Consider the following 14,832-nt stretch of genomic DNA (forward strand, 5'->3'; position numbering starts at 1 on the left):
TTAGGGGAGTGGGCGTGACGTGTGAACGGTTCGGAGAACGACGTTATTGGGACCGCAGGCCAATCGCCACCTGGTTGGCCAGCTGCTGGGCGAGGTTGCGTGCGGCATCTCTGCGCGCAGCATTTTTGGCCTCGATGCTGGCAAAATCCGAATCGACGATGTTGTAGCTGGTTCGGGCGCGAACCGATCCTTTGCGCAGGACCTTGGTATCGGTTCGGCGGACCAGTTCGTATTGTGCGTTAATCAGGAAATCGGCAATCGTTGCCTCGTTTTCCTTGGTAAAGCCTTGCTCGCTTGTCGATTCGCTCAGGGTCAACTGTAGGTCATAGAGCGGGTTGGCACTTTGCCCGCGTGGGGTCAGCGTCTCAAGCAGTGCATTGCGGGTCAGTTGGCCGACACGGTCATTGATCAGGGCGACTTTCACCTGGGCCATATTGGCTGCGGTGTTGTAATCGTCACCCGCTGTGGCATAGAGCGGGCGAAATCCGCAGGCGCTGAGCGTTGTCAGGGCCAGGAGTGCGAGAACCGGAAAAACCGCGCGCAATGTCATTCAGCTATACCTTCTTTATCTTTGGTCCGGGGCCGGCTGATGGGATCCTGTTCAATCCGGCCTTGGCGCCACAATAGTTCGGTTGCGATAAAAGGGCAAAACAGAGATAGGCTGCTGAGAAAAGAAATGTACAGTTCAGCATTGTGCGGACCCTGCTGCACCTTTTTGAACAGATTGCGCAGCTCGGCAATGGCGAGATTGTTTTTGCCGTTTCGTAATACCTCTGTCACCGCGTTCCGGGTATCCATGGTAGCCGTAAACTGTGGGCGCGAGTATCCCACACGCCAGACGTCACGTAACCAACGCCAATGACCAATCAGGCTGTTTTGTGTCAGGTGTAAGGGTCGGTGGGCTGGCACATCGGCTAGCAAAGCGAGTGACATGATATCGAACCCGACTTCATGATAGAGCTGTGCGCCATTGCCCACTGTTTCGTCGGTTTTTACCTTGGCAGGATGATCGCGCTGAGACGGGGGCGGCGAAAAATCCGGTGGTGATGCCTTAAGAACTGAGAAATAGAGTGCAGTGCGAATCGTCGCAAGACTGTCTGGTATCACCTCAAAAACATCACGTCGTTCTGCCGATACAATAAACCCCCAGTCGCATTGCAGCGAATGGGGGTTGTATTCAGACGATATATAAAGTGTGTCTTGCGACATCAGCCTTATTGAGAATTCGCACTGTCAATGCGCAGTTGACGGGCGCGGGTCAGGATAGCGTCTTCCATCGAGGTGACAGTTCCCGGTTCAACAACCGCATCCTGCCACTGGTTAGGCCCGACATTGACCTGGCGGAAGACGGAAACCTTAATGGCATCCGAGCGCAGGGCTGTGCCAAGGATGTAGGCTGTCAGTTTGAAGCGTTCATCTGAAGATTCCGGCGGCGTGTACCAGTCGGTAATAATTACACCACCAAACGGATCAGCAGAATTCAAGGGCATGAAGGAGAGGGTATCAAGTGTCGCACGCCATAGGAAGCTGTTAACACCGATGCCGGAACCGGAGCCTTCTTGCTTCTCTTCACCGCCGAAAATACTCAGTCCGTCCGATCCGAACAGTGAGCCTTGTTCCCTAATATCGTTGACTGTAGCACTTCTGCCATTGACACGTTGATCACCTGGTGCGGAACCGGGCATGTTTGCGTGGTCTGATTTACCCGCACAGCCGGACACGACGGTTAGAATGAAGAGAATGCCCAGTGACTTCGCGAGATAAGTCTGCACGTTGCGAACCTTCTTTAAGAATGCCTTTGTAATACGTGACCGCACTATAAGGCGGTTGGGCCAAACGGCAAATAAAAACATGTGTGGTTTTTGTGCAACATTTCTGAACAAATGTCGCATTTTGATCACACTATGATTGACGGGACGGACAAATGCTGGCTCCATAGCGTCGAACCGGACGGCAAAAGCTGTCCAAAATATTTGTATTGCGTAAAACGCATTCAAAGACGTTGAGGGAAAAGATGAAAAAGATTCTGGTAGCTTCCAGCGCACTCGTCGCTGTTGGTTTCGCAGGTGCAGCTCAGGCTTCTGAGCCGATCAGCCTGTCCGTAGGTGGTTACATGGAGCAGTGGGTAGGCGCTGCATCTGAAGAAAACCGCTTCGAATCCAAAAACAAAATTCAGTCCGACACTGAAATCCACTTCTCGGGTTCGACCACCCTTGATAACGGCATCGAAGTTGGTGCAACTGTCGAGTTCGAAGGTAACAACGGTGAAACTACCGCTACGAACGCTGCTGGCAATAACGTGACGACCGCTGCTTCGACCGTTGACGAATCCTGGATGTATGTCAGCGGCGGCTTCGGTGAAGTTCGTCTCGGCGCGGAAGACGGCGCAGCAGCTGACATGGGCATCACCGCTCCGTCCGTTGGTCCGGTTGGCGCAAACGACGGCGACCTTGGTAACTGGGTAACCACCAACGCAGTCCCGGATACCGTTCCGGCTGGTGGTGACTCCAAACGCGTTACCTACTACACCCCGACCCTTGGCGGCTTCAAAGCTGGTATCTCCTACGCAGACGACGACTCCTCTGAAAACAACAACACTGCCCAGACCGGCGATAGCCGCGTTTCTGGTGGTCTTGAGTACCGTGGTGACTTCGACGGCGTTTCCCTCGGTGTTTCGCTTGTTGGTGAGAGCTTCGGCGAAGGTGAATGGTACGGCGTAGGCGCGACCGTTGGCTTCGGCAACTTCACCGTTGGCGCTTCTGTATCTGAAACCGATGGCGAATTCGGCGCTGGCAAGCCGGCTGCAGGCGCGAACAAACTCGAAGACACCACCGATTTCGATATCGGCGTTTCCTATGCAATGGATGCAGCGACCGTTTCCCTTACCTATGCATATGGTGAGAACGACGGTTCCGCAACCGTTTCGGGCGTTGACGAAATCAACACCGTGCATGCGGGTCTCGACTATACCCTCGGTGCAGGCGTTAGCTGGCGTTCGTCGATCTTCTGGTTCGACGATCAGGGCGAAAACCCGGGTGCAGCTGACGACAACGAAGGTTACGGTGTTGTTACCGGCTTCCGTCTTGGCTTCTAATCTTTCCTAAGATTGGACGACAGATTGAAGGGGGTGGATTTTCCACCCCCTTCTTTTTTTTCCCGCCTGCCAATTCAGAGACGAACGCGTGTCTCCATCGAGCACAGTTTTGGCGCTACGTAACAGCGTTAAAAACTCGGTCGTAGTCAAAAAATCCGGGTGATGTCAAAGACGTCGTTCGTCTTGTTCATTGCCTTCCTCCGTCCAAGGTTCACCTTATCAATCGATATCAAGACTCAGATTTGTGAGAGAATCGAAACGCTATCATTAAATGACCAGAAGTTAGTTAGGTGTGCTTATGTGGGGTAATGTCGTATTACCTAATAAGTAACTGACTGATATATACCCTAATAGTTCCGATATCCCCCATATAAACGGCACAAACCAGTTGCAAAAATACAACACACCGTTATTTAACTGACCAAAATCCATTTATTATAATTGACCCTTATTCATTTCAATGGCCATATCACTCTCGACAGAACGAAGGGCCGTCCGGTTCAAACCCCTTCGTCCCAAAACGTCATTCTATTGAGGGTTATTATGAAAAAGATTCTTTTTGCTTCCAGCGCACTCGTCGCTGTCGCAGCCGCAGGTACCGCGCAGGCTTCCGAGCCGATCAAGCTTTCGGTTGGTGGTTACATGGAACAGTGGGCTGGTGTAGCTGACCAGGATGTTGGCGAATCCAAGAACGCCTTCCAGTCCGACACCGAAGTTCACTTCTCGGGCAAAACCACGCTTGATAACGGCATCGAAGTTGGTGCGAAAATCGAACTCGAAGGCGAAACCTCGTCTGACCAGATCGATGAACAGTACCTGTACATCAATGGTGGCTTCGGTGAAGTACGCCTCGGCAAAGACGACAGCGCTGCTGACTCGATGGGCTTCACTGCACCGTCCGTTGGTCCGGTAGGCGTCAACGATGGCGACCTGACCAACTGGGTTGATGCATACCTGATCGATACCGTTCCTTCGAGCGGCGACCAGAAACGCTTCACCTACTACAGCCCGAACATCAGCGGCTTCCAGCTTGGTTTCTCTTATGCTGATGATAGCGGTTCGAACAACAACGACACCGCAACTGATGGCGATAACATCCTCTCGGCTGGCATCAACTATCAGGGCGAATTCGATGGTATCGCGCTCGGGTTCTCTGCAACTGGTGAAAACCAGGGCGAAGGCAATTGGTATGGCCTTGGTGCGACCGTTGGTTTCGGCAACTTCGTAGTCGGTACCTCCTGGGGTCACATCGAAGACGATTATGCACAGGGTGAAAACTCCCGCACCGGTGACGACACCGACGCATTTGACGTTGGCGTCTCCTATGCGATGGATGCAGCAACCGTCTCTTTGACCTATGGTTATGCGGAATACGGCAACCGCGACATCGACAGCTCCTCTGATGGCGTTGATCTGTCCGGTACCGGTGAAGTCAGCACGGTTGACCTCGGGATGTCCTATGCGCTTGGCGCAGGCGTTGCATGGAAATCGTCAATCTTCTGGTTCGATGACGAATCCGATAACGCAGCGATCGCCGACAACGACGGCTACGGTGCGGTTACCGGTATCGCACTTACCTTCTAATTCTTCGGAATTCTGCAGGGCTTTGAAAGGGTGGCTTCGGTCGCCCTTTCTTTTTGCTTGTTTGGATGTTTTTCGACGCGATCACTGCGAACGGATTACGCTTTTGGTGGATTCAAGCTTTGGCGAGGTCTTGGGATATCAAGTCGCTGATTGCTGGAATGTCCGCGTCCAACTTGGAAACGCAGGGCACCGGTTTGTTTGTGACCAATGCCCGGGCCAATTCGGGATCACTTTTTTCCGGTGTGCCCGGCAGTGCCGAGATGGGGAGACCAAGACTGCCCATACAGCCGATTTTGCCATCCGGCGTTGCGCGCAGTTTTGCCAGCCCGCAGGGGGCGCTGCAATGTGGTCCCGTGAAATCACTTTGCCAGGCGCGTAAATTCGTATGTCGGCCCTGGAGCGTTTTGGCGTCGGCCGAACTGTAAATGCCAGTTCCTGGGGTCTGGAACAGTTTGGAGATGTGGGCGGGGCCGCTGTCGGCGACGACAAGATAATCCTGCTGTGCGACAAACGAGACCAGATCGCCAATCGTTTTGAAGCCATCGACAACCCGAATACTGTTTCCTGCAAGGGGACCAAGTGCGGCCTTGTAGGCTTTCATCACGCCCTGATAGGCATTGAGCACGAGGGTGATGTCACAATCCCGTTTGGCCAGCATGGCTGTAATTTCACTGACGAGCTTGGGGGGCAGGGTTCGTAACGGTGAGGATGCCATGGGCACAATCCCGACTTTAAGTCGCGTTCCCTTTGGTAGCTGTCGTTTCTCGAGTGGGACCGGGGGGAGGCCAAAGGCCTCGCAGAGTGCTTCTTCCGGATTGACCGGCATGGTGGCGATATCCCGCCAGCCTTCCATTTCACTGAGATCAATTAGGTAATCGAAACGTTTGAGCTGTGCGCTCGAGATAAACAGCTGAAAAATCTCGATTCCCTGCACCAGCGCAAAGATGTCCGATGCGCTGCCAGCGTTAAGAACGCCAATCCGGATATCGCCAAACCGTTGTTTGAGCGCCCGGAAAAACAGCGCCATGCCGACACAGTCGCCCAGCGCGTCATCGGGGATCAGAAACAGCACTGATTTTCCGGAAAAATCCCGTTCGCCCCAGCCATCACGCGGCAGAACCTGAAACCGATAATTGTCAGATTTGATCTTGACCCCGGACGCCGTTGCCAGAACCTGCCGCCGCAGCAGCGATGTTGCCCGAGTGAAATAGATCGGGCTGTTGTCTGAGCTCTGGCTAAGTTCGGAACTGACATTGGGCAGGCCAAACTGAAACGGCTGTTTGGAAGCAAAACGGGTGAATGTCTTGCGCGATGGGTGCGGGGCCCGGGGCATTTTGCGGGAGAACTCCGGTCAACGGGTGGATGGGGTGGTGGCAACAGAAAACCCGATCCCGGCGATGGAGGCAAGTGCGGAAGTCCGCAGGTTTCCGATTTTTTGTGCAGTTATGCCACCCAACCCAATCGGTGTGATGCCGAGCATGTGGCACATCCTTGAAATCTGGCGGATATCGGCGCGTGACATCAGATTTGCGCCCGGATGACTTTGGGTGGGGAAGATCGGGGAAATCAGGACACCGTCGGGACGCGCTGTTTCCGGAAGAAGGCCAAGACATTGAACCGTTTTTGGGGCGTGGCAGGCAGATGTGCGCATAAAGTGTACCGGAATTCGCTGATAAATACCGGGATCGGCCAGGGCACGGTATTCAGGGAAATGTAGACCGTCGGCATCGAGCCGGAGTGCGAGCCCAACGTCATTTGCCACAAGAAAGGGAATGCCCTTTGCGCGGCAGATTGTGCGGAGCTTTGCGCCGAGCTTTGCGCGCATTGGATGATCGTAATGGCGGAAAATGACCATGCTGTCGCGGGGCAGGGCGCGGATGGCGGGTTCCGGGTTGGGTAATCTTTGATCATCGGTCATCAGGACAATCGGCGGAATCGGGCAATTCGGGCCGCCATTGCGCAGGTTGAGCCTGCGTGCCTGCTTTAACAGGGCCTTATCCATTGATACACTCCCGACTTGGCAGCTATACCTGCCGTTCCTGAATGCGTTACCGATGAAGGACCACCCTCCATGAGCCATCATGATCTGTCATCTGGCAAAACCGACGTTGCCGACAACCTTGCCGAAATCCAGAGCAATATCAATGCGGCATGTGACGCCGCCGGTCGTGATCCGGGTGATGTGACGCTGGTCTGTGTCAGCAAGAACCATGATGCCGATCATGTGCGCAAGGCATTGGTGGATGGCAGGCGTGTGTTTGGTGAAAACCGCGTGCAGGAAGCCGCAGGGAAATGGCCGGAATTGCGTGCCGAGTTTCCTGATATCGAGCTGCATCTGATCGGGCCGCTTCAGACCAACAAGGTCAAGGATGCGGTTGCCCTGTTTGACGTGATTGAAACGGTGGACCGCCCGAAGCTGGCCAATGCATTGGCCAAACACCGCGATAAAACCGGTGCCTGCCCGGATCTGTTCATTCAGATCAATACTGGCGAGGAAGAGCAAAAGGCCGGCATCGCGCCAAAGGATGCCGATGATTTCATCAAGATGTGCCGCGAAGAGCTTAAACTTCCGATCATTGGCCTGATGTGCATTCCCCCGGTCGATGAGGAACCCGCTCCGCATTTCACTCTGCTTGGCAAGATTGCCGATCGCCATGGTCTTAAAATCAAAAGCATGGGCATGAGCGGCGATTACGAGGCTGCAATCCGGTTTGGCGCCACCCATGTGCGGGTTGGGACAGCACTTTTTGGCTCCCGGGGCTATTGATTGGCCTTAAAAGGCCTAAATTTCGGTATCTAAATCGATATTCGGGGCGAAAACCTGTGAAAAAGGCCATATTTTAGGTCGGTTTTGTGTATTTAACGCCAGATTGCATGAACTGGGCTGTTCTGTGGATAATCAGGGCGATAACATAGACGCCGTAACCCGACATCTGTGACAAAAAAATCCCGCATCAGCGGGATTTTCTTTTGGTGGGTTCTAAAACCAGTGTCTGATCAGGGGATTAGCTTGTAACCGCCTGGTTCGGTGATCAGGATCGCCGCGTTTGACGGATCTTTCTCGATTTTCTGACGCAGGCGATACACATGGGTTTCAAGCGTATGGGTGGTAACGCCAGCGTTATAGCCCCAGACTTCGTCCAGCAATGTTTCACGGCTGACCGGTTTGTCACCAGCCCGGAACAGGAATTTCAGGATCGAGGTTTCCTTTTCCGTCAGGCGGACTTTTTTCTCGGTCGCGGTTTCAATCAGGATCTTGGCACTGGGCTGGAAGCTATAGGGGCCAATAACAAAGACGGCATCCTCGCTTTGTTCATGCTGGCGGATATGCGCACGGATGCGGGCCAAAAGCACATTGAGGCGAAACGGCTTGGTGACATAGTCATTGGCGCCCGATTCCAGACCCAGAATGGTGTCAGAGTCACTATTGGCGCCGGTGAGCATGATGATCGGTGATTTCACATTGGCGCGCCGCATCAGTTTGCAGACATCGCGGCCATCCATATCCGGCAGGCCAACATCAAGCAGGATCACATCAAAATAGGAATCCTTGGCAAGATCGAGTGCTTCCTTGCCACTGTTGGCAACCACGCATTCGAAATCTTCATGAAGTCTGAGCTGTTCCGTCAAAGACTGGCTGAGCGCTGCATCGTCCTCAACCACCAGAACCTGTTTACCTGTCGACATTCACCATCCCTTGCTGCTTGTCAGATCCGCCGTCATATCCGGGGTCTGCGCCTGATGTTGATTTTACCGGCTTGTTTTTGTGGCGCTTTCGGGTCCGGCCCGCCATATATGCATTACGTATTCCGCGCTGAACCATAGGATCAGCATCTTAAGTTGTATTTTCAAGAACAAACTGTTTTCTGTTTGGTCCTTTAACTCCCGGCCCAACCGGATTAGGTAGTAGGGGCGATTTGTCTAAAACGTGATGTCGTAAAATCTTGAAAGATGTGCTTCTTCCTGCGATTTTGCGCATCACCGACCAAGCAGGTTCGCATCGCCTGATGCGCTTATATGAATTAAACCGGGTCTTTATCCAGCCCCATAGCCACCGGATCGCGATGTTGTGATCACAAAGACAAGATGCCGATGACCCAAAGCTCTGCCGTGACGGCCCAAAATGACAGCAATCTGATCCCGGCAACCGATCTGGTAACGGTTTCCCGCGCCGTGGCAGATTTGCGCCGTGGCGAGATCGTCCTGGTTCAGGGGCATGATAATGGCGAAGCCCACAGCGTTGCGGTGATTGCCGCCGAGCCACTGTCACAACATGGTCTGCAACGTCTGTGTGACATCGCCGGAAGCGACACCTCACCGGCAATTGTCCTGCCGCGTGTGCGGGCCAAATCGCTTGGTCAGACGGCCAAGGATGATCCGTTTGTCGCCTTTGTTTCAGCCGACCAATCGGCTGTTGATGCCAATCGTCTGGGTGAAATAGCCAATCCGTTGCTTGATCTTGATGCGTTGCCTGCGGGCGATTGGCGACCGGTCAGCATGGCGGAAAATGCCGCCATTCGGTTGGCGAAACTTGCCCGTTTGTTGCCCGCGGTTGTGACGGTGCCGGTCAGTGCCGATCAGCTTGAAACCCTTGCCCGCGCACAGAACCTGCTGGTTTTGCAGTCTGAAAGCATCAATGGCTATGAAAATGCCTCGGCCGCATCCTTGCGCCAGGTCAGCGAAGCGCGTGTGCCGCTTGAAGATGCCGAAAACGTGACTGTGATTGCGTTTCGCCCGGAAGATGGCGGGCAGGAACATCTGGCCATCGTCATTGATGAACCGGTCAAGGACAAACCGGTGCTTATTCGCCTGCATTCGGAATGCTTTACCGGCGATCTTATCGGATCTTTGCGCTGTGACTGCGGGCCGCAGTTGCGTGGTGCGATTTCGGAAATCGCCAAAAGCGGGCAGGGTGGTATTGTGCTTTACCTGCGTCAGGAAGGGCGTGGCATCGGGCTTGTGAACAAGCTGCGCGCCTATGCCCTGCAGGATCGTGGATTTGACACCCTTGATGCCAACGAGGAGCTTGGCTTTGACGCCGATGAACGCGTTTATCGCCCGGCGGCCGAAATGCTGCGTCAGATGGGCTTTGAAAGCGTGCGTTTGCTCACCAATAACCCCGAAAAGCTGACCGGGCTTGAAAGCTGGGGTGTTACAGTTTCCGAGCGTGTCCCGCATAAATTCCCGTCCAATGGTCATAACGAGTTTTATCTGCAGACCAAAAAGGACCGGGCGGGGCATTTATTCTAAGCCGCTCTTATAAGCTTACGGGTCTTGAAGATGCCGATGCTACCCGGCAGAAGATTCCGACAGGCAAGTCTGGCGAAATTATTTCCCAAGAAAATATCGATAATTCAAAGCGTTAGACTGCGTTAAAACTGGCACTCCTTTTGCAAAACAGATGGCAAGAGGAGGACAGACATGTCGATTGGTGAAAATTGGCGGCAAATTTCGCCCGGTAGCCTATCCGGTAGCGCGGGCGGTGCAGGTGGCACAAATGGGGCGGCAAACGGCAAGTTTGCCCAGTCCAATGCTGCCGACCAGCTTTCTGGCACATCCGAAGGCCGGACATTCTCGCAATATATGTTTGGCGAGGATGGCTTTGAATTCACCGATTTCCTCGATGTGATCAATCCCTTGCAACATATTCCCGGAGTCGGGATGATTTATCGTTCCTTGACCGGCGATGAGATCGGCAATGGCGCGCGCGTTGCGGGCGGCGGCCTGTTTGGCGGGGTGTTTGGCCTTGCCGGGGCGGCGATTGATGCCGTGGTCGATGCGGTCACCGGCGACGATACCGGCACCCACTTCATGGCGATGGTCGAAGACGGGTTTGGAGGCAGCGGCATTGATGATGGCACGGCGGTGGCCGATGCAGGCAATGCGAACGCGGCTACCAATCAGGCAACCACGGTTGCGCAAAACAGCGCCTATCAGGGCGATCTGGTTCTGCCCTGGATGACCGGCGCGCAATCACAATCCGTCAGCCCGGCCGAACAGGCCACCATTGTACAGTCTGCGCCAACGGCCCCGGTTGATCAGGCGATGCTGGCATCGAATGCCGCAGCTGGCAGCACGGGCGTTCGGGCCTCTGATTTGAATGTGCCGTGGGCACAAGGTGCGCAAATGCCTCAGACAGTGGCTGCACAGGTTGCACAAGCCAGCCAAACCCAGCCAACAACGCAGCCTGAGGCAGAACTTGCTTCGGCATCTGTCCCGCCCTCAACCGATCCGGCAGAACTGACCGTTGCCATGGCATCGGCAGGAACGGCGAACCCGGTATCTGCCTTCAACCGGACCGTCGCATCCAATTCGACGGCAACCGAGACCGCGCGTCGCCCGGTCACCAGCACCGGTGATGCCAATACCGTATGGGCGCGTGCCGCCAGCAGCGGCCGGCTTAGCCGCCAGACCAACGGCATGGCCATTTCCGCTGAAATGGCCGCCCATGAAGCCAAATACGCCAAACTGAATGCCGTGAAGGCCGAGACCGCAGAACGCAAGGCCAGCGAAATACAGACGACGTCGCCAGATGGCACGCCACTGTCGGCGGCCGAAATGGCGGCCCGCTTTAACGCTGCCCTTGGCCGTGACAAGGCACAAACCATGGCGGCAGATGCCGTCGCCAGCAGCAATGCGGTGGCCGATGATCGCCCGGAAACCGCCTATGACGGATACGATGTCGCCAACAAAGATCAGGGTGGATCGGCCATTCCCGCCAATGCACCGGCTGCTGACGCGCCAGCTGATCACCCGCTGTTGCAGCAGGCGTCTGATAACCTGAATGGCGATGCGCCGGTGGGTGCTTGGTTCAGCCAGACGATGATGGATGGTCTGAAGAAATATCAGGCGATGCAGCAGAAGCCTTCACCGTCTGGAAATGCGATCTGATAAGGCATGTTTCGAAATCAAAACAAAAAAGCCCGCCTGGTTTAAACCGGCGGGCTTTTTGATGTTCAGATGGTCTGGTGCGATCAGCTATTGAGGAAACCGACGATTTCCTTGACCTCTTTGAGGATCGGCTGGGCGATGGCGTTGGCACGCTCGGCACCCTTGGCCAGAACGGAATCGATATAGGCCGGATCGGCCTTGAGCCGTGCCATTTCTTCGGTGATCGGTGCCAGATTTTCGACAACCACGTCGGTCAGCGCCTGTTTGAAGCCAGAGAACTGGGTGCCGCCATGTTCTGCCAGAACTGCATCGACCGTGCTGTCGGTCAGCGCTGCATAGATGGTGATCAGGTTTTTGGCTTCCGGGCGGCCTTCAATACCGGCGACCTCGGATGGTAACGGTTCCGGATCGGTTTTTGCCTTGCGGATTTTTTTGGCAAGCGTTTCGGCATCGTCGGTCATGTTGATGCGCGACATATCGGACGCATCGGACTTTGACATCTTTTTCGAGCCGTCACGCAACGACATCACACGCGTTGCCGGACCCAGGATCAGCGGTTCCGGCTGCGGGAAGAAGCCTTCGACCTCGTAATCGGTGTTGAATTTCAACGCGATATCGCGTGCCAGCTCAAGATGCTGTTTCTGGTCTTCGCCGACCGGTACATGGGTCGCCTTATAGGCCAGAATGTCAGCCGCCATCAGGCTCGGATAGGCATAAAGGCCGAGCGACGCGTTTTCACGATGTTTGCCCGCCTTTTCCTTGAACTGGGTCATGCGGTTCATCCAGCCGATGCGCGCGACACAGTTAAAGATCCAGGCCAGTTCGGCATGGGCGGAAACCTGGCTTTGGTTAAACAGCACCTGATTTTCCGGATCAATGCCCGAAGCAATCATGCTGGCCGCCAGTTCGCGAATGTTGGAACGCAGTTCCTTGGGGTCTTGCCAGACCGTGATGGCATGCATATCGACCACGCAGAAGATGCATTCATATTTCTTCTGCAGTTCGACCCAGTTGCGGATCGCGCCAAGATAGTTGCCAAGGTGAAGGTTACCGGTGGGCTGAGCGCCCGAAAACACACGTTCCATAACGTCGTCGTCCATTTCAATTTAAGTTTAACAGGGCCTGCATACTCCGCCAGGTTTTGGACACCCGCCGGCGGACGAGCATGCAAGCAAACAGCGCGCGAGTTTAGGGTCTGGCCCGATTTGGTCAAGCTGCTTTCGGGAAATGCCCGGAAATATTCGGATCAGGCGGGTTTTCCGCGTTTGAGCGTCGCCTTGAGCTCGGAAAAGCTGGTCGCACCAAGCAGTTGGGCCGTAATCGCATAGACGGCCATGCCACCGGTTACAATCACCGCCATGGTGATGATGCGTGTGATCGAAAGCGCATCATTTTGCCAGAAGGCATCAATCGCAAACCAGAGTGCCGATCCCATCAGTGCTGATGCAACAAGAATGCGCGGGATGCGTCGGGCAAGGCGGGCATCAAAGGTCAGGTCGCCCCGCCGATGCAAAATAAGACCAAGCGAGGTCGCATTGACCCAGACCGAAACAGACGTTGCCGCCGCAATGCCAAGATGCCCGAACCATGGCATCAGTACCACGATCAGAACGATGTTGAGCACCATGCAGGAAATGCCGATACGGATCGGTGTTTTGGTGTCTTCGCGCGCAAAGAAGCCGGGTGCGAGGACCTTGACCAGAACCGAGGCCGGCAGGCCAAAGGCAAAGACCGTGAGCGCCATGCCGGTCATGAGGGTTTCTTCCGCGCCAAATGCCCCGCGTTCAAACAGGACATTGATCACCGGCAGGCCCATGACACCAAGGGCTATGGCGGCCGGAAGGGTCAGAAGAAGGGCAATTTCGATGCCGCGATTCTGGCTATACATCGCGGTTTTGGCATCATCACCCTGCAATTGGCGCGACAATGTCGGCAAAAGGGCGGTGCCAATCGCAATGCCAATCACACCCAGCGGCAATTGTTGCACGCGATCGGCATAATAAAGCCAGGAGACCGCGCCATCCGAGACGAGGGAGGCCAGCATGGTGTCGATCAGAAGATTGATCTGATAGACGCCGGCGCCAATCATGCCCGGGATCATGCGTTTGCCCAGAAGCTTGATGCGGTCATCAACACGCGGCATCTGCCATTTTATGGCGAAACCGACCCGTTTACACGCAATCACCAGCATCAGGAACTGTGCCACACCGGCAATCGCCACCCCCCAAGCCAAGGCATGGGCCGGGGTTTCGGTCACCGGTGCCAAGCCGAGCAAGGCCGCAATCAGGCAGATATTGAGAATGATCGGGGCGGCGGCGGCGGCGGCATAGCGATGAAGCGTATTCATCACGCCCGACATCAGCGCGACGGCGGAAATAAAGGCAAGATAGGGAAACGTGATGCGCGACAGTTCGACAGCAAGTTCGAACTTTTCGGGATTTTCGGCAAAGCCCGGCGCAAACACATACATCGCCCAGGGCATCAGGATTTCGATAATCGCCACCAGAAAACCGGTGATCAGGATCAGCATCGACATGGCGCGCGCAGCAAATTCGCGGGCCGCGTCCATACCACGTTTTTCAATGTCACCGGCCAGAAGCGGGATGAAGGCTGCGGAAAACGCGCCTTCGCCAAACAGGCGACGAAACAGGTTGGGAAACTTGAACGCGACAAAGAACGCATCGGCCATGCCGCCCGCCCCAAGCATCCCGGCAATCAGAATATCGCGGCAAAATCCCAGAAGGCGGGACAACAGCGTAAAGCCACTCACCGTGGCGATAGAGCGGACAAGCGACATTCGAGAGCGTTCCGTATTTATGCGTCACCAAAGGGCGCGATTCTGCCGGTGATGACGTGCGATTGCGGTATTTTCACGTTTGATGCACAGAAATCTGACAGTCGAAGGTGAAAATAGTCGTAATTTTTGAGGCCGAAAACCGCGGCGTATATCGCATTTTTGTGAAAGTGATTGAATTAGGTGATTTTTTTGAGGTCCCTGTGACAGCCGTCACAGAAAAACAGTTGCAACACCCGCATATTCACATTCGCTGAGGGTTCGTTGGGACGCGAGCCTCATATTGGACGGGCGGGGAAATACGGTATCCACCTCAACCTGCTGCACTCCGAGGATTTCGGCACCGTGAATAACAGGTCACGCTGTCGGGTTTGGTTTTACCCTTCCTCGTCCGTCACAATTTCCAAAGAAATATAATTCGAACAGTTTACTGGCCCTATCGGCCGGTACATCCGGATCTGATCCATAC

Annotated in this window: 13 protein-coding genes; 5 read left to right on the forward strand and 8 right to left on the reverse strand. The window is 54.8% G+C overall.

What is annotated here, in order from left to right; all coding sequences use genetic code 11:
- Positions 1-43: 43 nt before the first annotated feature.
- From B2T33_RS02870 to B2T33_RS02880, 3 genes are read right to left on the reverse strand one after another with little or no spacing between them, the layout of a single operon-like run.
- Positions 44-550, reverse strand: coding sequence for an LPS assembly lipoprotein LptE (locus tag B2T33_RS02870; protein WP_286791109.1), 507 nt, complete (start codon positions 548-550; stop codon positions 44-46).
- Positions 547-1,209 (reverse strand): hypothetical protein, encoded by a 663-nt coding sequence (locus B2T33_RS02875; protein WP_286791110.1) that lies wholly within the window; start codon positions 1,207-1,209, stop codon positions 547-549. The genes B2T33_RS02870 and B2T33_RS02875 overlap by 4 nt, the downstream gene beginning before the upstream one ends.
- Before the next feature lie 5 nt (positions 1,210-1,214).
- On the reverse strand, positions 1,215-1,937 hold the full coding sequence (locus B2T33_RS02880) for a DUF3576 domain-containing protein (protein WP_339658444.1): 723 nt from the start codon (positions 1,935-1,937) through the stop codon (positions 1,215-1,217).
- A 77-nt stretch (positions 1,938-2,014) separates the two neighbouring features.
- Here B2T33_RS02880 and B2T33_RS02885 point away from each other — a divergent pair, with 77 nt between their 5' ends.
- Together B2T33_RS02885 and B2T33_RS02890 are read left to right on the forward strand one after the other, a co-directional pair.
- Positions 2,015-3,094: a porin gene (locus tag B2T33_RS02885; protein WP_286791111.1), complete on the forward strand. Its 1,080-nt coding sequence runs from the start codon at positions 2,015-2,017 to the stop codon at positions 3,092-3,094.
- A 543-nt stretch (positions 3,095-3,637) separates the two neighbouring features.
- Positions 3,638-4,678, forward strand: a complete 1,041-nt coding sequence (locus B2T33_RS02890; RefSeq protein ID WP_064780465.1) for a porin — start codon at positions 3,638-3,640, stop codon at positions 4,676-4,678.
- 112 nt (positions 4,679-4,790) lie between these two features.
- Here the strand turns inward: B2T33_RS02890 and B2T33_RS02895 are convergent, their stop codons facing one another.
- Together B2T33_RS02895 and B2T33_RS02900 are read right to left on the reverse strand one after the other, a co-directional pair.
- Positions 4,791-6,011: a glycosyltransferase family 9 protein gene (locus B2T33_RS02895; protein WP_286791112.1), complete on the reverse strand. Its 1,221-nt coding sequence runs from the start codon at positions 6,009-6,011 to the stop codon at positions 4,791-4,793.
- 18 nt (positions 6,012-6,029) lie between these two features.
- Positions 6,030-6,680 carry a thiamine phosphate synthase gene (locus tag B2T33_RS02900; protein WP_286791113.1) on the reverse strand — a complete coding sequence of 217 codons (651 nt, stop codon included), beginning with the start codon at positions 6,678-6,680 and terminating at the stop codon, positions 6,030-6,032.
- A 69-nt stretch (positions 6,681-6,749) separates the two neighbouring features.
- On the opposite strand from B2T33_RS02900, the gene B2T33_RS02905 reads away from it, so the two are divergent.
- Complete coding sequence (locus B2T33_RS02905; protein WP_197146313.1) at positions 6,750-7,445, forward strand: YggS family pyridoxal phosphate-dependent enzyme; 696 nt, start codon at positions 6,750-6,752, stop codon at positions 7,443-7,445.
- Positions 7,446-7,675: 230 nt separating this feature from the next.
- Here B2T33_RS02905 and B2T33_RS02910 read toward each other — a convergent pair whose 3' ends face one another.
- Positions 7,676-8,365, reverse strand: a complete 690-nt coding sequence (locus B2T33_RS02910) for a response regulator transcription factor (RefSeq protein ID WP_008888737.1) — start codon at positions 8,363-8,365, stop codon at positions 7,676-7,678.
- A gap of 405 nt (positions 8,366-8,770) precedes the next feature.
- Between B2T33_RS02910 and ribA the strand changes: the two genes are divergently transcribed.
- Positions 8,771-9,928 carry a GTP cyclohydrolase II gene (gene ribA, locus B2T33_RS02915; protein WP_063086835.1) on the forward strand — a complete coding sequence of 386 codons (1,158 nt, stop codon included), beginning with the start codon at positions 8,771-8,773 and terminating at the stop codon, positions 9,926-9,928.
- A 171-nt stretch (positions 9,929-10,099) separates the two neighbouring features.
- Positions 10,100-11,569, forward strand: coding sequence for a hypothetical protein (locus B2T33_RS02920; protein ID WP_197146312.1), 1,470 nt, complete (start codon positions 10,100-10,102; stop codon positions 11,567-11,569).
- Between the two features lie 83 nt (positions 11,570-11,652).
- On the opposite strand, the gene trpS is transcribed toward B2T33_RS02920, so the two are convergent.
- Both trpS and murJ read right to left on the reverse strand, forming a co-directional pair.
- A complete protein-coding gene (gene trpS, locus B2T33_RS02925; protein ID WP_197147753.1) occupies positions 11,653-12,654 on the reverse strand; it encodes a tryptophan--tRNA ligase in 1,002 nt (333 codons plus the stop codon).
- A gap of 161 nt (positions 12,655-12,815) precedes the next feature.
- Complete coding sequence (gene murJ, locus B2T33_RS02930) at positions 12,816-14,366, reverse strand: murein biosynthesis integral membrane protein MurJ (RefSeq protein WP_197146311.1); 1,551 nt, start codon at positions 14,364-14,366, stop codon at positions 12,816-12,818.
- Positions 14,367-14,832: the final 466 nt, after the last annotated feature.

This window comes from Thalassospira sp. UBA4513 (genome assembly GCF_002388495.1).
GTDB lineage: Bacteria > Pseudomonadota > Alphaproteobacteria > Rhodospirillales > Thalassospiraceae > Thalassospira > Thalassospira tepidiphila.